16 protein-coding genes and 1 pseudogene are annotated in these 16,897 nt (G+C 66.5%); 10 read left to right on the plus strand and 7 right to left on the minus strand.

What is annotated here, in order from left to right:
- Positions 1–10: 10 nt before the first annotated feature.
- From clpA to A9995_RS17515, 7 genes and pseudogenes are all read left to right on the plus strand, one after another.
- Positions 11–2,392, plus strand: coding sequence for an ATP-dependent Clp protease ATP-binding subunit ClpA (gene clpA / locus A9995_RS05350; protein WP_067610072.1), 2,382 nt, complete (start codon positions 11–13; stop codon positions 2,390–2,392).
- A gap of 130 nt (positions 2,393–2,522) precedes the next feature.
- Entirely contained in the window at positions 2,523–3,440 is a 918-nt protein-coding gene (locus tag A9995_RS05355) for an ABC transporter ATP-binding protein (RefSeq protein ID WP_067610074.1), read from the plus strand.
- On the plus strand, positions 3,437–4,927 hold the full coding sequence (locus A9995_RS05360) for an ABC transporter permease (protein WP_067610076.1): 1,491 nt from the start codon (positions 3,437–3,439) through the stop codon (positions 4,925–4,927). The genes A9995_RS05355 and A9995_RS05360 overlap by 4 nt, the downstream gene beginning before the upstream one ends.
- Before the next feature lie 65 nt (positions 4,928–4,992).
- The gene (locus A9995_RS05365) at positions 4,993–5,997 is read left to right on the plus strand and encodes a ligase-associated DNA damage response exonuclease (protein WP_067610077.1); all 1,005 of its coding nucleotides are present in this window, start codon (positions 4,993–4,995) and stop codon (positions 5,995–5,997) included.
- A 21-nt stretch (positions 5,998–6,018) separates the two neighbouring features.
- Positions 6,019–7,650 (plus strand): cisplatin damage response ATP-dependent DNA ligase, encoded by a 1,632-nt coding sequence (locus A9995_RS05370; RefSeq protein WP_067610078.1) that lies wholly within the window; start codon positions 6,019–6,021, stop codon positions 7,648–7,650.
- Between the two features lie 31 nt (positions 7,651–7,681).
- Positions 7,682–8,032 (plus strand): annotated as a pseudogene (locus A9995_RS17620) (DUF1275 family protein); the annotation flags it as partial.
- Between the two features lie 106 nt (positions 8,033–8,138).
- Positions 8,139–8,393 carry a hypothetical protein gene (locus tag A9995_RS17515; RefSeq protein WP_067610082.1) on the plus strand — a complete coding sequence of 85 codons (255 nt, stop codon included), beginning with the start codon at positions 8,139–8,141 and terminating at the stop codon, positions 8,391–8,393.
- Here the strand turns inward: A9995_RS17515 and A9995_RS05385 are convergent.
- The 7 genes from A9995_RS05385 to A9995_RS05410 all read right to left on the minus strand — a co-directional run bounded on the left by A9995_RS05385 (position 8,380) and on the right by A9995_RS05410 (position 13,530).
- Entirely contained in the window at positions 8,380–8,952 is a 573-nt protein-coding gene (locus A9995_RS05385; protein ID WP_067610084.1) for a gamma carbonic anhydrase family protein, read from the minus strand. The two genes, A9995_RS17515 and A9995_RS05385, sit on opposite strands and share 14 nt — an antisense overlap.
- 2 nt (positions 8,953–8,954) lie before the next feature.
- Positions 8,955–9,107, minus strand: coding sequence for a hypothetical protein (locus tag A9995_RS16985; RefSeq protein ID WP_168157338.1), 153 nt, complete (start codon positions 9,105–9,107; stop codon positions 8,955–8,957).
- Positions 9,104–9,583, minus strand: a complete 480-nt coding sequence (locus A9995_RS05390; RefSeq protein ID WP_233998091.1) for a GNAT family N-acetyltransferase — start codon at positions 9,581–9,583, stop codon at positions 9,104–9,106. The genes A9995_RS16985 and A9995_RS05390 overlap by 4 nt, the downstream gene beginning before the upstream one ends.
- A 71-nt stretch (positions 9,584–9,654) precedes the next feature.
- Positions 9,655–10,227, minus strand: coding sequence for a GNAT family N-acetyltransferase (locus A9995_RS05395; RefSeq protein ID WP_233998092.1), 573 nt, complete (start codon positions 10,225–10,227; stop codon positions 9,655–9,657).
- Entirely contained in the window at positions 10,224–10,772 is a 549-nt protein-coding gene (locus A9995_RS05400) for a GNAT family N-acetyltransferase (protein WP_067610086.1), read from the minus strand. Before A9995_RS05400 ends, A9995_RS05395 begins: the two co-directional genes overlap by 4 nt.
- A 6-nt stretch (positions 10,773–10,778) precedes the next feature.
- A complete protein-coding gene (hemB, locus tag A9995_RS05405) occupies positions 10,779–11,786 on the minus strand; it encodes a porphobilinogen synthase (protein ID WP_067610089.1) in 1,008 nt (335 codons plus the stop codon).
- Between the two features lie 67 nt (positions 11,787–11,853).
- Entirely contained in the window at positions 11,854–13,530 is a 1,677-nt protein-coding gene (locus A9995_RS05410) for a M23 family metallopeptidase (RefSeq protein WP_082992498.1), read from the minus strand.
- A gap of 171 nt (positions 13,531–13,701) precedes the next feature.
- Between A9995_RS05410 and A9995_RS05415 the strand changes: the two genes are divergently transcribed.
- The 3 genes from A9995_RS05415 to fdxA are packed head-to-tail and all read left to right on the plus strand — an operon-like array spanning position 13,702 to position 16,897.
- Complete coding sequence (locus tag A9995_RS05415; RefSeq protein WP_067610092.1) at positions 13,702–16,251, plus strand: helicase-related protein; 2,550 nt, start codon at positions 13,702–13,704, stop codon at positions 16,249–16,251.
- Entirely contained in the window at positions 16,251–16,562 is a 312-nt protein-coding gene (locus A9995_RS05420; protein WP_067610094.1) for an RNA-binding S4 domain-containing protein, read from the plus strand. Before A9995_RS05415 ends, A9995_RS05420 begins: the two co-directional genes overlap by 1 nt.
- Positions 16,559–16,897, plus strand: coding sequence for a ferredoxin FdxA (gene fdxA / locus A9995_RS05425; RefSeq protein WP_067610096.1), 339 nt, complete (start codon positions 16,559–16,561; stop codon positions 16,895–16,897). The genes A9995_RS05420 and fdxA overlap by 4 nt, the downstream gene beginning before the upstream one ends.

Raw genomic sequence — 16,897 nt, forward strand, 5'->3', positions numbered from 1 at the left:
AAGAAACCCAATGCCCAGCTTTGCGCAGAACCTCGAAAAGACCCTCCACCAGGCGCTCGCCGATGCCTCCGAACGTCGCCACGAATATGCGACGCTCGAACATCTGCTGCTGGCGCTGGTCGAGGACGAGGATGCCAAACAGGTGATGCTGGCCTGCGGGGTGGAAATTGCCGAACTTGGCGCGGCGGTGCGGCAATATCTTGACCAGGAATACCAGTCGCTCAAATCCGACGACGATGCCGATCCGCAGCCAACCGCCGGGTTCCAGCGCGTGGTCCAGCGCGCGATCCTGCATGTCCAGTCCTCAGGCAAGGACACGGTGACGGGCGCCAATGTGCTGGTCGCGCTGTTCTCCGAGCGCGACAGTTATGCGGTCTATTTCCTCCAGCAGCAGGACATGAGCCGGCTCGATGCGGTGAGCTTCATCAGTCATGGGATCGGCAAGGGCGGCAAGCAGATCGAGGCGAGCGCGTCCAAGGGTGCCGAGGAGGCGCGCGGCGGCGAAGAAGCGGCCAAGGAAGGCAACAAGAAGGAAACCGCGCTCGACCAGTTCACGGTCAACCTCAACAAGCGCGCCGAAAACGGCAAGATCGATCCGCTGATCGGCCGCGGACCCGAGGTCGACCGGACGATCCAGATCCTGTGCCGGCGCAGCAAGAACAACCCGCTCTATGTCGGCGATCCCGGCGTCGGCAAGACCGCGATCGCCGAAGGGCTGGCGCGCAAGATCGTCGAGGGCGAGGTCCCCGATGTGTTGCTCGATGCGGTGATCTATTCGCTCGACATGGGCTCGCTGCTGGCAGGCACGCGCTATCGCGGCGATTTCGAGGAGCGGCTCAAGCAGGTCGTGTCCGAACTCGAGGAAATGCCCGACGCGATCCTGTTCATCGACGAAATCCATACGGTGATCGGTGCGGGTGCGACCAGCGGCGGGGCCATGGATGCGTCCAATCTGCTCAAGCCCGCGCTGTCGGGCGGGACGATCCGCTGCATCGGCTCGACCACCTACAAGGAGTTCCGCAACCATTTCGAGAAGGATCGCGCGCTGTTGCGGCGGTTCCAGAAGATCGATGTCAACGAGCCCACGGTCGAGGACACGATCAAGATACTCAAGGGCCTGCGAAGCGCCTTCGAGGACCACCACAAGGTCAAATACACCCCGGACGCGATCAAGACCGCAGTCGAGCTCTCGGCGCGCTACATCAACGACCGCAAGCTGCCCGACAAGGCGATCGACGTGATCGACGAGGTCGGCGCGATGCAGATGCTGGTGCCACCCAGCCGCCGCAAGAAGAAGATCACCGCCAAGGAAATCGAGGCGGTGATCGCAACCATGGCGCGCATCCCGCCCAAATCGGTCAGTTCCGACGACAAGCGCGCGCTCGAAAACCTCGAGCGCGATCTCAAGCATGTCGTCTTCGGGCAGGACCCGGCGGTCAAAAAGCTGTCGACCGCGATGAAGCTGAGCCGTGCAGGCTTGCGCGATCCCGACAAGCCGATCGGCAGCTTCCTGTTCTCCGGCCCCACCGGGGTCGGCAAGACCGAGGTCGCACGACAGCTCGCCAGCATCATGGGGATCGAGCTCAAGCGCTTCGACATGTCCGAATATATGGAACGCCACAGCGTCAGCCGCCTGATCGGCGCCCCTCCGGGCTATGTCGGCTACGATCAGGGCGGTTTGCTCACCGATGCGATCGACCAGAACCCGCATTGCGTGCTGTTGCTCGACGAGATCGAAAAAGCGCATCCCGACCTGTTCAATATCCTGCTGCAGGTGATGGATAACGGACGACTGACCGATCATCACGGCAAGACCGTCGATTTCCGCAACGTCGTGCTGATCATGACCACCAATGCCGGCGCCGCCGATATGGCGAGCCAGGGCATCGGGTTTGGCAATGTCAGCAAGGAAGACGCCAGCGAGGAAGCGGTGAAGCGGATGTTCACTCCGGAATTCCGCAACCGGCTCGATGCGATCGTGCCGTTCAGCTATCTCGGCAAGGACACCGTCGGCCGCGTGGTCGACAAGTTCATCCTCCAGCTCGAGCTCCAGCTTGCCGAGCAGAATGTCGATGTCCAGTTCGACAAGGCGGCGCGCGAGTGGCTCGGCGACAAGGGTTACGACCGCCTCTACGGCGCGCGTCCGATGAGCCGGCTGATCCAGGACCGGATCAAGCAGCCGCTCGCCGAGGAACTGCTGTTCGGCAAGCTGGCCGATGGCGGCGAGGTGCATGTGAGCGTGAAGGACGACAAGCCGTCGTTCGAACTCACTCCCGCCCCGCCCAAAGCCAAGCGCAAGCCGCCTACCCGCAAGAAGGCGGCCAAGAAGCCGCTGAGCGACAAATCCGATGCGAAAGCTGGTGAAGAAAGCAAGGACGACAGCGAGGTCTGAACCAATTCAGCCGACGGCGGGAGGTCCGGTGGTTCGTCGGCCTCCCCATGCCATCGGCAGAAGAAAGCCTTGCCGCCATCCCATCTTGCCGCGCATATCCGCCCGGTTCAATTTGGGGGGACAAACCAAGATGCCGGTGCTCGAGGTCGAAAGGCTGACGAAACGCTTTGGCGAGGTGCTCGCGGTCGACGACCTGAGCTTCGCGGTCCGACGCGGGGAGATATTCGGCTTTCTCGGCGGCAATGGCGCAGGCAAGACCACCACGCTGCGGATGGTGCTCGACATCATCCGCCCGAGCTCCGGGCGGATTGCGGTGTTCGGCAACGCCCCCGACAAGCGCAACACCGCCGCGATCGGCTTTTTGCCCGAAGAACGGGGGCTCTACGGCCATATGAGCGCAATCGACACGATCGTCTATTTCGCGCGGCTCAAGGGGATGGCTGCGGCCGAGGGGCGCAGCCACGGGCTCGAGCTGCTCGCCCGTTTCGATCTTGCCGATCGCGCGACCGCCAAGATTTCCGACATGTCCAAGGGCATGGCGCAGAAGGTCCAGCTCGCCACCGCGCTCGTGAACCGCCCGCAGCTGCTGATGCTCGACGAGCCCTTTTCGGGGCTCGATCCCGTCAATCAGGGGCTGCTCGAGGACGAGATCCTGCGCGCTTCCGAACGCGGCGCCGCGGTGATCTTCTCGACCCATGTGATGCAGCACGCCGAACGCCTGTGCGACCGGCTGCTGCTGCTGCGCAAGGGGCACAAGCGCTTCGAGGGCACGATCGACGAGGCGCGCGCCACCCTGCCCGCACGGATCGCCGCGATTGCGCCGCGCAGCATCGCCGCGGTCGCGGGCGTGGCCCACGCCGAACCCGTTGAAGACCTCGGCGCCGGGTGGCACGAATGGACCATCACGCTGGCTCCGGACACCGAGGTCGGCGAGGTTCTGGAACGCTGCACTACGGGCGGCGTGCCGCTGCGCCGGTTCGAGGAACGACGCGCCAGTCTCCACGATGTCTTCGTCTCGCTTGTCGGAACCGCGGAGGTCCAGCCATGAACCGTGCCAGCATCATGCTCGTGGCGAGGCGCGAGTTCCGCCAGATTGCCGCAATGAAGAGCTTTTGGCTCACCCTGCTGCTCGTCCCGATCGCGCTGGCGTTGGGGCCGATCGTTGGACAGGCGCTCGAAGATGACGAAGCCACAAGGGTGGTCGTGCTCGATCGTTCGGGCGGAACCGCGCGCGCTGCGATCGTCGATCGCTTCGAGTTCGAGGAAGACCGCTACCGGCTGAGCGCGCTGTCGCGCTACGTCCGCCGCCATGGGCTCGAGCAAGCCGACCCGCAGGCGCCCTGGGCGCAGCATGACCGCTGGTACACCGCCGCCGATGTCGCCGCCTTTCGCGCCCAGGGCGGCATGGATGCGGCGATCGCCGCGCTCGATGCGGTCAAGCCGGAGGAAACCTCCAGCTTCGAGGCCCCGGAGCCGCAATATGAATTTCCCGCAGCACCCGAGACGCTCGTTGCGGCCAGCGATGACGAACTCGATGCACGGGTCGATACGCTACTCGATTCCGAAGGCGACGAGGAAGTGGCGACGGTGGTGATGATCGGGCGCGACTATCCCGCCGATCCCACGATCCGGCTGTGGTCCAACGAGCAGCCCGCCACCAGCTTCGTCACCGTGCTGCAGGATGTGCTGACCGGCGATCTGCGCCAGCGGTTGCTCACCGGCCGGGGTCTTTCGCCGCAGGAGGCGCAAGCGATCCAGTCGGCGGCGCCCGCCATCGCGGTGACCACCCCGCCGCCGGGCGGCGGCGCGCGCGAGGCGCTGCTGATCCGTTCGATCGTGCCGTTGGCGCTGGCCTATATATTGATGATGAGCCTGATGCTGTCAGGCAGCTGGATGTTGCAGGGCTCGGTCGAGGAACGCTCGAACAAGCTGCTCGAGAGCCTGCTCGCCTGCATTCGTCCCGAAGAGCTGATGTACGGCAAGCTGCTGGGCGCGCTGGCGGTTGGCTTCTCGATGATCCTGGTCTGGGTCGGCTGCGCCGCAGTGGTCGCCTTCGCCACCCATGGCGCAATCGCCGACATGATCCGCCCCGCGCTCGCCCCGCTGACCTCGCCCGGGATCATCCTCGCGATGATCTATTTCTTCGTTGCCGGCTATGTCGCGATCTCGATCCTGTTCGTCGCGATCGGCGCGCTGGCCGATTCGATGAGCGAGGCGCAGGGCTATCTGATGCCGATCCTGCTCGGGATCCTGCTGCCGATCACTTTCCTGATCCAGGCGATCGTGATGGGGCAGACCGGAATCATGGTGCAGGTCCTGACCTGGGTTCCGCTGTGGACGCCGTTCGCGGTGCTGGCGCGGCTTGGTGCGGGGATCGAGATGTGGGAAATCGTCGGTTCGGGGGTGTTGCTGGCGGGCTTCGTCTGGCTCGAAATCGTGTTTCTGGGCCGGTTGTTCCGCGCCAGCCTGTTGTCGCAGGGACAGAAACCGGGCCTGAAGCAGCTGTTCGAGCGGTTCCGCGCCACACCCCAATAGGGCGCAAGATGCGCTGCCGAGACCATGGGCGGGAACGCTCGCGACGCCCCGGGTTTGAGTGAGGGATGGCAGCGCCCTTTTCCTGGATCCGGCCCGAACCGCACGGGATCCATGTCGGCCCGGCCGATTGCTGGATCGATCCCTCGCGCGCCGTCGACCGCGCGCTGGTAACGCATGGCCATGCCGATCACGCGCGTGGCGGACACGGCCAGACCGTCGCCACCCCGGCAACGCTGGCGATCATGGATCTGCGCTACAACACGCGCGAGGGCGCGACCCCGGTCGAATATGGCGAGACCATCCGCCTGCCCGGCGGGGTCGATGCGACCTACATCCCTGCCGGCCATGTGCTCGGCAGCGCCCAGATCCTGCTCGAGCACGCGGGCGAGCGGGTGGTGGTGACCGGCGACTACAAGCGCCGCGCCGATCCCACCTGCCCACCTTTTGAAGTCACCAAATGCGACATCTTCATCACCGAGGCGACCTTCGGTCTGCCGGTGTTCTGCCACCCGCCGATCGCCGAGGAGATGCGCAAGCTGCTCGACCGGCTGGCCGCGCATCCCGACGCCTGCGTGCTGGTCGGCGCCTACGCGTTGGGCAAGGCGCAGCGGGTGATCGCCGAGCTGCGCGCCGCAGGCCATCATGATCCGATCTATCTGCATGGCGCGATGGAGCGGATGTGTCGGCTCTACGAGGACCACGGCGTGGCTCTGGGCGAATTGCGGCTGGTCGCGGATCACACGAAGGAGGAGATGCGCGGCAGCATCGTGGTCTGCCCGCCCTCGGCGCTCAACGACCGCTGGAGCCGCCGGTTGCCCGAGCCGATCACCGCGATGGCGAGCGGCTGGATGCGGGTCCGGCAGCGCGCCCGCCAGCGCAATGTCGAGTTGCCGCTGGTGATCTCGGACCATGCCGACTGGGGCGAGCTGACCCGTACGATCGAGGAGGTCGATGCGCAGGAGAACTGGATCACCCACGGCCGCGAGGATGCGCTGCTGCGCTGGTGCCAGCTTCACCAGCGGCGCGCGCGGGCGTTGGCGCTGGTCGGGTATGAAGACGAGGATGATTGAGGTGAGGCGAAACCCCATCTGATGGAAGCCTTCGCCGCCCTGATCGACGCGCTGGTCTACACCCGGAGCCGCAACGAGAAGCTGCGGCTGATCGCGGAGTATCTGCGCGCCACTCCCGATCCCGATCGCGGCTGGGCGCTGGCGGCGCTGGCCGACGGGCTCGACTTTCCCGCGGTCAAATCGGGGACGATCCGCACTCTGCTGAAAGAACGTGTCGATCCGGTGCTGTGGACGCTGAGCCGCGATTTCGTCGGCGACACCGCCGAGACCGCCAGCCTGCTGTGGCCCGCGCCAGCTGCCGCGCCATCGCCGCCCGGGGTGAGCGAAGCGGTCGAACTGCTCAGCGCAATGACCCGCAAGAGCGTGCTCACCGAACTGCCGCTGCTGCTCGACCGGCTCGACGCCGATGGCCGTTACGCACTGCTCAAGCTCGCCACCGGAGGTATGCGGATCGGGATTTCGAGCCGGCTCGCCAAGACCGCCTTCGCGCAGGCCTTTGCGGTGCCGGTCGACGAGGTCGAGGAGTATTGGCACGGGCTCCACGCGCCCTATGGCGAATTGTTCGCCTGGGCCGCCGAGGGCGAGCCCGCTCCCGATATCGCCAACCTGCCAACCTTTCGCCCCTTCATGCTCGCGCATCCGCTCGAGGATGGCACGGTCGATCTGGCGGATTACGCCGCCGAGTGGAAATGGGACGGCATTCGCGTCCAACTGGTTCGCGCAGGCCAGGGCGAGGCGGCGCAGACCCGGCTGTTCTCGCGCTCGGGCGACGATATTTCCGCCACCTTCCCCGAGCTGCTGGACATGCTGCCCTTCCCCGCCGTGCTGGATGGCGAGCTGCTGGTGCGCGGTTCGGCGCAGGGGGGCGAGGAGAACGAGCGCACGCAGGGCGGCGCGGCAAGTTTCAACGCGCTCCAGCAAAGGCTGGGTCGCAAGACGGTGAGCAAGAAGATGCTCGCCGAGGCGCCCGCTTTCGTCCGGCTTTACGATGCGCTGCTGGTCGAGGGCGAGGACTGGCGGCCGTTGCCATGGAGCGAACGCCGCGCCCGGCTCGAAACGCTGATGCCGCGGCTCCCCGCCAGCCATTTCGACTTGAGCAAGGTCGTCGAGGCGCGCGATTTCGAGCATCTGGCGCAAATCCGCGAGGGCAGCCGCGAGGAGGCGATCGAGGGGCTGATGCTCAAGCGCCGCGACAGCCCCTATATCGCTGGGCGCCGCACCGGGCTGTGGTACAAATGGAAGCGCGACCCGCTGCTGGTGGATTGCGTGCTGATGTATGCCCAGCGCGGCAGCGGCAAACGCTCGAGCTTCTATTCGGACTACACTTTCGGCTGCTGGGCGGGCGACCCGAACGATCCGCATGGGGCCGGCGCTGAACTGCTCCCGGTGGGCAAGGCCTACTCGGGCTTCACCGACGAGGAATTGAAGAAGCTCGACCGCCATGTCCGCGGAAACACAGTCAAGCGCTTCGGCCCCGTGCGCGAGACCGACAAGAGCCTGGTGTTCGAGGTCGCCTTCGACAGCGTTCACGCGAGCAAGCGCCACAAATCCGGCCTCGCAATGCGCTTCCCGCGGATCCACCGCATCCGCTGGGACAAGCCCGCGCACGAGGCGGACCGGATCGCGGCGCTTGAGGCGCTGATCAGGGATTGAGTTTCTCGCCTCCGGGCGCATGGATGGGCAAATGCATCGCTATGATCCTGCGCGCCAGCGACTGGCCATCGGTCTTGCCGGATTGGCGGGCCTCGTCGACGCGACCGGTTTCGTCGTGGCGGGTGGCTATTTCACCTCGTTCATGTCGGGCAACACCACCCGGATGGGCGTTGATCTAGCCGCTAGTCCGGCGATGGCTGCAATCCCGCTGGCGCTGATCGGGTGCTTCCTTGGCGGAGTTGTCGCAGGAGCCCTGATCCTGCGGCGCGTTCAGGGACGGCATAAGCGGGTCTTGCTCGGACTGGTCGCGCTGATGCTTGGCCTGGCGACCGTAAGCCTCTGGACCGGTCGCGACTGGCCGTTTCTGGCGCTTGCGGGGGTTGCGATGGGCCTCGCCAACAATGTTTTCTCGCGCGACGGCGAAGTGACGGTCGGGGTGACCTACATGACCGGTGCGCTGGTCAAGTTCGGGCAGGGACTGGCCGTACATGACCGGTGCGCTGGTCAAGTTCGGGCAGGGACTGGCCGCGCGGTTTGCAGGGGACGCGCGACCCGCAACGCGCGGCTACGGGCTCCTATGGGGAACCCTTGCCGCAGGCGCGGCTCTCGGCGGCTGGCTGTGTACTTACGACACCGCAATCGCGGAATCGGCGGCATCGGCGCTGGCTGTCGTGCTGTGCGGCATCGCATTCTGGATCGAGCGGCGCGGTCCGCCCGATGCCACCATGGTCAAGCCTGCGTAACGTCCGCCAAAGCCGCAGCATGATGCTTCGCATTCTCGGAATAATGCATCACCCCGGCGCGCATCCCCATGATTGCGGCGTCGGTCAGTTCCTTCAGCGGCTTGGCCGGGCGACCGGCCCACAGCGAGCGCGGCTCCATCACCTTGCCTTCGGTCAGCATGGCGCCGGCTGCCAGCATGGCGTCGGAGCCGATGGCCGATTTGTTCATCGCGATGGCGCCAAGGCCCACGAAGCCGCGGTCGGCGATGGTGCAGCCGTGGCACATCGCCATGTGGCCGATCAGCACATCGCTGCCGATCTCGAGCGGCGAACCATCCGGATCGCCGGGCCGCGGCGGGTCGCAATGGAGCACGCTGCCGTCCTGGACATTGGTGCGCTCGCCGATGCGGATAGTAAAGACATCCGCGCGCAACACGCAATTGTACCAGATCGAACTGCCCTCGCCGATCTCGACATCGCCGATGATCGTGCAGCCCGGCGCGATGAAGACGCTCTCGTGGATCTTCGGGGTCTTGCCGTGGATCGGGACGATGCGGACGCCGGGCCGATGGATGCTCATGCTCAATTTCCCAAGATGTTCTGCCATTGGATGTGCGGCAGGATGGACGCGAAATCGTCGGTCCACAAGTTTTGTGCCGGAGCGGGCAGGCGGTGCCACGACAGGTCGCGGCGCGCGGTGCGCACAGGAGGCGCCGCCATATCCATATCGGTCATGGGCGGGCGCACCATTCCTCGCGGGTCAGGCTGTAGAGGATCGTGGGATTGTCTTCGGGCGCAAAGCGGGGGTCATCGAAATCGAGGTCTTCGCGCCGCCGCATGCCGAGCTTTTCCATCAGTCGCCAGCTTGGTTCGTTGGCAAGGCTGGTCAGCGCCACCACATGGGCGGCCCCGTGTTGGATGAAAGCCCAGTCGATGACCGCCGCGACCGCTTCGCGCGCATAACCGCGACGCCAGCGATCCTCTCGCACCAGCCAGCCGATCTCCAGATCGCCCGGGTTCTTCGCGCCTTCGGCATCGACCCGCTTCATTCCGCAATGGCCGACGAGTTCGCCGGTTTCCTTCTCGATCGCCATCAGGAAGGAAAACCCTTCTTGTGCATACAGCGCCATGGCCCTGGCAAGCCGCGCCTCGATCTCGTGCAATTCCTTCGGCCCGCCGAGATGGCGCATCACGGCGGGCGTGTTGAGCACTCGCCATTGCTCGGCTGCATCGCCTCTCGGCGATTGTGCGCAACACCAGCCTTGCGGTCTCCACCACGATGTCAGGCACGCGCGGCGACCCGTCCCGCCTGCCATGCTTCTCGCGCGATCGAATAGACAATGATCCGCCCGCTTTCGGGATCGAACTCGGCGTTATCGAAATCGAGATCTTCGCGCCGCTCCATACCGAGCCGTACCATCAATCCCCAGCTCGCCTCGTTTCCAGCCACCGTCAGTGCGATGACCTCCTGCGCGCCGAAACGGCCGAAGGCGAGATCGAGCGCCGCAGTGGCCGCTTCCCTAGCGTAGCCCTGCCCCCAGGCGTCCTCGCGCAAGCGCCAGCCCACTTCCATCGCGCCGATCGGTCCGCCGGCCTGATTGCTTCGCTTGAGCCCGCAAAAACCGAGCAGCGCACCATCTTCCTTGCGCTCGACCACCCAGAAGGTGTGGCCATGCTCGCTGCGGTAGGACAACAGCCGGTCCTGCGCGCCTGCGCGCTTTTCCGTATTCGCCACCCCGCCCAGCCAGCGCATCACCGCCGGGGTGTTGGTGACGCGCCAGAATTCGGCCCAGTCCGCCTCGCGCCAATCCCGCAGGATCAGCCGGTCGGTTTCGAAATGTATCGGACGCTTCAATCCCAGGCCCCGGGTTTGATCGAATAGAGCACGTGTGGACGGAGCGGGTCGCCCTGGGTCAACGCCGGGTGTTCGAAATCGTGTTCGGGCTGATAGCTCATCCCGATCCGTTGCATCAGCGCGCGGCTGCGGGTGTTGCTGCGCGCAGTAATCGCGATGACCGGCTCGCCCGAGCGGTGTTCGTGTGCCCAAGCGAGCGCAGCCTCTGCCGCCTCGCGCGCATAGCCTTGCCCCCAGCAATCCGCTGCCAGCCGCCAGCCAATTTCCAACTGCCCGGCGATCTGGATTATCGCACCGCGCACAAGCCCGGTGAAACCGATGACCCGGCCATCGGACTTGCGCTCGATTGCCCAGAACGTGTGCCCGAAATCCAGCGCGCGAGCCTGAAGATCTGCGATCAATGCCGCAGTTCCGGTGCGCGTCATAACCGGCCCGAGCGTCGCCATGACTTGTGGGTCGCTGCATACTCGATGGAGATCGTCGACATCCCCCGCTTGCCAGTCGCGCAGGATCAGCCGATCGGTTTCGAGGTGGAACCCGGCCACGCGTCGTCAGCCGTTGAGCAGCCGCGCGGCCAGCCGCGCGGCCAGCGGGGCGTGATAGCTCAGCACCCCGGTGCAGCCCGCGCGTTTTAACGCCATCAGCGTTTCGAGCACCAGCGCGTCGCGATCCCCCGCGCCCGCCGCGGCGGCGGCCTCGATCATCGCGTATTCGCCCGACACCTGATAGGCGAACACGGGCAGGTCGAAGCGATCGACCAGCCGTGCGACCACATCGAGATAGGGCAGGCCGGGCTTGACCATCACGCTGTCGGCGCCCTCGGCGATGTCGAGCGCGACTTCGCGCAGCGCCTCGCGAGAATTGCCGGGATCCATCTGGTAGCTCTTCTTGTCGCCCTTGAGCAGACCGCCCGACCCGACCGCATCGCGGAACGGGCCGTAGAAGGCCGAGGCGTATTTGGCCGCATAGCTCATAATCTGGGTCTGGTGGTGCCCGGCCATCTCCAGCGCCATGCGGATCGCCTTCACGCGGCCATCCATCATGTCAGAGGGCGCCACGATATCCGCGCCGGCCGCGACCTGATTGAGCGCCTGATCGACCAAGACCGCCACCGTGTCGTCATTCGCGACATAGCCCGACGCGTCGAGCAATCCGTCCTGCCCATGGCTGGTGTAGGGATCGAGCGCGACATCGGTGAGCACGCCGATATCGGAGCCGCAGGCGTCGCGGATCGATTTGATCGCGCGGCACATGAGATTGTCGGGGTTGAGCGCTTCCTCGCCGCTTTCGCTGCGGCGGTCGCCGGGCGTGTTGGGGAACAGCGCGATGCAGGGGATGCCGAGCGCGACCGCTTCGCGCGCGCGTTCGGCAATCCCGTCGACCGACCAGCGCGAGACACCGGGCAGGCTGGCGATGGGTTCCTCCACCCCTTGGCCCGCGGTGACGAACAGCGGCCAGACCAGATCGCTCGGGGCCAGGCGGTTCTCGCGGTGGAGCGCGCGGCTCCAGCCGCTCGATCGGGTGCGGCGCAGGCGAATGTGGGGATAGCTGGCGTCCATGCAGCGATGTGTGCCGCAATCGTTCCGGCGGTGCAATGGAGCGTGGCGGATGTCGCGCGTCGGGGTGTCAGGAAACGGGTTCGGTCCGGTTGGGATCGAGCCGATCGATCTCGCGCAGCGGTTCGCGCGCGGCGCGCTCGTCCTCGGTCTGGTCGAGTCTGGCGAGCGCCGCACCCGCCTCGACCGTCTTGAGCTTGGCGAGCGTCGCGCGGAATTCGCGCAGCTCGCTGCCGCTGAGCTGCGCGCGGGTAACGAAGGAGACGCCGGCGGGATTGATCGCCCGCCCGCCGCGGTACATTTCATAATGCAGATGCGGGCCCGTCGAGAGGCCGGTCGAGCCGACATAGCCGATCACCTGCCCGCGCCGCACGCTCTGGCCATTCTGCACCGCCATCCGGCTCATATGGCAATAGCGGGTGTCGAGATTGCCGCCATGACGCAGCCGAACCGCGTTGCCGCAGCCGCCCATGCGACCGGCACCCGTCACGCGGCCATCGGTCACCGCGACGATCGGGGTGCCGTGGCGGGCGCGGAAGTCGACGCCCGAATGCATCCGGCGATAGCCCAGGATCGGGTGGCGACGCATGCCGTAACTGGAGCTCATCCGCCCCGGGACCGGCGCGACCAGGCCGCTGCGCTGTTCGCCCACGCCCGACGCTTCGAAGAAGTCGCCCTTCTCGCCCCAGCGCATCAATTGTGCGCGCGGCTTGTCGCCGCTTTCGAGCCCGGCAAAGAGCAATTGCCCCGCCTGCCGTTCGCCGGTCGCGGCGCGGCGATGCGCGACGATCAGGTCGAAAGTGTCGTCGGCACCGATCTCGCGGTCCATGTTCACATGCTCGCCCAGCGCCTTGAGATAGGCCTGCACGGCGCTGGCAGGCGCCCCCGCGGCGCGGGCCGAGCGATAGAGGCTGCTGCCGACGCGGCCGCGGATCCGCAGCGGGGTATCGTCGACCCGGATGATCTTGCGTTCAAGCGACAATCCGCTGGCCGGGCCAGGTCGGGTGAGCGCCAGTTCGAGATCGAAGCGGGCGCGGAACTGCAGGCGGTCGAGCGGACGCGGCGCATTCGCGCCGGCGCGGCGACCGAGCGTGATATCGACCTTGGTGCCGGGCTCGATTTCCTCGATCGCCATGGCGTCACTCACCAGCGCCGCCACCCGCGCAGCATCCTTGCGCCCCACTCCCGCACGCAGCAGCATCCGGTCGAAGCTGTCGCCGCGCGCCAGCGTCGCGACCAGCTGAACCTGCGGACGTTCGGGCGCGGCGGCAAGCGGGCGGACCAGCGCGGTGGCGCCCATCCGCCGACCAGTGTCGCTCCCCAGCGCCAGCGGCATGATCATCTGGCTGCGGTATTCGTCGACATTCGCAGCCTCGATCCGCACGGGCGACGCAGCCTCGAGCGGGGCGTAGCTGGGCCAGAATGCGAGCGCGACCGCGGTCAGCCCGATGAAGGTCCCAAGCCCGCCAAACCAGCGACGGCTGCCGATATCGCAGCTCAGATCCCGCGCGAGTTCGAGCCCGGCGATTCGCGAAGCCAGCGGCGTGTTCGTCTTGCGAGCAGGGTCTTGGTCCGACGCCTTGTCGGCTGCCGGCTTACCCCCGAAAACCCGCACAATCTGGTCGTGCCCCAGCCGCGCTGTGGGCAGCGCCCTGCCGCCTGCGCCGTCACCGGCGCCGGCCTCATTCCGGTTCTGGTCCTCGGGGGACGTGTACACGCGATGCCTCCGCTTCGACCGCAATATCATGGGGATACGCGGCCCGACCCGATGCGCGATTGTTCGCGCGCGGACCCTGGCCGAGTTTTCTGCCGGATTAAAGTTAAGGCCGGTTTAAATCGCGGCAATCCGAGTCCACGAAGCGACGAATTGTGCAACAAGTTGGATTCGGGTGAGCGCTGAACGGTTGTCGCGCGGCACATGCGCTGCCATCACCCGACCGTGGCTGATCACACGATCACAGCGGTCCTTGGGCCTACCAACACCGGCAAGACCCATCTGGCGATCGAACGAATGTGCGGTCATTCGAGCGGGGCGATCGGCTTCCCGCTGCGGCTGCTGGCGCGCGAGGTCTACGACCGGGTCTGCGCGATCAAGGGCGAGGCCAATGTCGCGCTGATTACCGGCGAGCAACGGATCGAGCCGGCGGATGCGAAATATCTGTGCTGCACGGTCGAGGCGATGCCGCGCGACGGCGGCAACCGCGCCTTCGTCGCGCTCGATGAAGCACAGCTTTCCGCCGATCGCGAACGCGGCCACCTCTTCACCGACCGCCTGCTCAACGCGCGCGGCCGCGAGGAGACCATGCTGCTGGGCGCTGCCACGCTGGCGCCGCTGGTGCGCCAGCTCGTCCCCGAGGCCGAGATCACCCAGCGACCGCGGTTCTCCACGCTCAAGCACATCGGACCGCGCAAGCTCTCGCGCTTGCCGCCGAGAAGCGCGATCGTCGCCTTCAGTTCCGAACAGGTCTATGCGGTGGCCGAAATGCTGCGGCGGCTCCGCGGCGGCGCGGCGGTGGTGATGGGCGCGCTCAGCCCCGAGACCCGCAACAAGCAGGTGGCCTTGTTCCAGAATGGCGAGGTCGATTACATCGTCGCTACCGATGCGATCGGGATGGGGCTCAATCTCGATGTCACGCATGTCGCCTTCGCCGGGCTGACCAAGTTCGACGGGGTGCGGACGCGGCGGCTGGTCCCCGCCGAAATGGCGCAGATCGCCGGACGCGCCGGGCGGCACCAGCGCGATGGGACATTCGGCACACTGGGCGGCGGCATCGGCGGCGGTCCTTCGCCCGAATTCACCGAGGAAGAAATCTACGCGATCGAGGAGCATCGTTTTGCGCCGCTGACCAAGCTGTTCTGGCGCGAGCCCCAGCCGCGCTTCGATTCGATCGCGGCGCTGGTCGCCGATCTCGAGACCCCGCCTGCGCACGAAGCGCTGCGGCTGGCCCCCGAAGCCATCGATCTCGCCACGCTCAAGCGGCTCGCCGACGAACCGCTGGCTGCACAGATCCGCGGCGCGGGCCAGGTGCGGCGCTTCTGGGAAGCCTGTTCGCTGCCCGATTTCCGCCAGCGCGGCCCCGATGTCCACGCGCGCTTCGTGGCGCGGCTGTGGCAGGACCTGCGCGGCGGCTATCTGGGTGCCGACTATGTGGCGGCGCGCATCTCCGAACTCGACAATATGGCGGGGGACATCGATACGCTGCAGGGCCGCATCGCCGCGATTCGCAGCTGGGCCTATATCTGCCAGCGACCCGACTGGGTGCTGGCCCGCGACGAGATGGATGCCCGTGCCCGGGCGGTCGAAGCCCGCCTGTCGGATGCGCTGCACGCCCGCCTGACCGAACGTTTTGTCAATCGAAGGACCGCACTACTGATGAAATCCCTGGGAGAAGACCCCGCGATGCTCCCGATCGCCATCGATGCCGATGGCACGGTGCGGGTCGAGGAGGAGCCGATCGGTCGGCTCGAGGGTCTGCGCTTCACCGTCGATCACGCTGCCGGTCATGCCGACCGCAAGATGCTGCTCGCCGCCGCCGAGAAGGCGTTGCCGCGGCTGCTGGGCGAACGTGCCGAAGCTCTGGCGAAGGAGCTCGCACCCGGTGCGTCGGCGAGCGGGCTGACACAGGTGACACTGTCGCGCGGTGCGCTGCGCTGGGATGAGCAGGTGCTCGCCACGCTGGCGATGCGCGACGGGGCGGTGCGGCCGGTGCTCGAAGCCTCGCGCGAGGTCGCCGCGCTACCGCCATCCAGCCGCGCCATGCTGATGGCAGCGCTCGAAGGCTGGCTCGATACCAAGCTGGCCGTCCTGGACCCGCTCGAAAAGCTCCAGCAGGCGTCGCGCGATCCCGAGGCGGGATCAGAAGCGCGCGCGCTGCTGCTCAATCTGATCGCCGGGCACGGTTTCGTTAGCCGCGAGCAGGCGGGTATCGAGCATCTTCCCAAGGAAACGCGGCCATTCTTGCGGCGGATCGGCGTCACCTTCGGCGCGCTCGACGTCTTCGCGCCCGCGCTGCTCAAACCCGCACCGCGGCAATTGCTCGCAGCGCTCGGGCTCGATCGACGCCCGCTCGAGGCGGCGATGCTCCCGGTGATCGCCGGAAATCGCAAACTGCCCGCAGGCTACCGCAATGCCGGCAGCCAGGCGATCCGCGTCGATCTGGCGGAGAAGATCTTTCGCGCTGCACATGAGGCTCGTGCGAAGGCGCAAGGCGCCGAGCGACGCGGTAAGTTCGTGCTCGATCTCGCACTGCCGGTGTCGATCGGTCTCGAACAGGGCAATGCCGAACGGCTGCTGGGACAGGCCGGCTTCCGGGTTGAGCATGCGCGCGCGCTGGCCGAAGGCGCTTTCGGGCCGCCGCGCCCGCACCGCTGGAGCTGGCGGCCCGCGCGGCGCCAGCCCGAGAGCAGCCGTCCCGCACCGCCGGTCGAAGGCGGCGCCTTCGCCGAGCTCGCCAAACTCATGCGCTGATGCGGGTCGACCGGCTGCTCTATTTCCTCCGCTTTGCGCGTTCGCGCAGCCTCGCTGCGGGCATTGTCGACAGCGGCCAGCTGCGCCGCAATGGCGAGCGGATTTCGCGCAGCAGCCAGCCGATGGGACCGGGCGACGTGCTCACCATCCCGCTGGGACGACAGGTGCGGCTGGTCGAACTGCTCGCGCTGCCAACCCGCCGCGGTCCGCCCGAGGAGGCGCGCAGCTGCTACCGGATGCTTGACCCGCACGGCCATATCGACCTAGCAGCGGAAAAGACACAATCGCCACGAGGACACGCCGACCCATGACCTACGTCGTCACCGACGCCTGCATCAAATGCAAATACACCGATTGCGTCGAGGTCTGTCCGGTGGACTGTTTCTACGAAGGCGAGACGATGCTGGTGATCAATCCCAGCGAATGCATCGACTGCGGCGTGTGTGAACCCGAATGTCCGGCCGAAGCGATCCTGCCCGATACCGAGGGCGGGCTGGAGCAATGGCTCGAGCTCAACACCAAATTCTCCGCCGACTGGCCCAATATCACCAGCCAGAAGGCGCCGCCCGAGGATGCCGACGAGCACAAGGGCGAAGAAGGCAAGTTCGAGAAGTACTTCACCTCCGAGCCGGGCGATGGCGACTGA

It is taken from the genome of Erythrobacter sp. QSSC1-22B, assembly GCF_001678665.1.
GTDB lineage: Bacteria > Pseudomonadota > Alphaproteobacteria > Sphingomonadales > Sphingomonadaceae > Qipengyuania.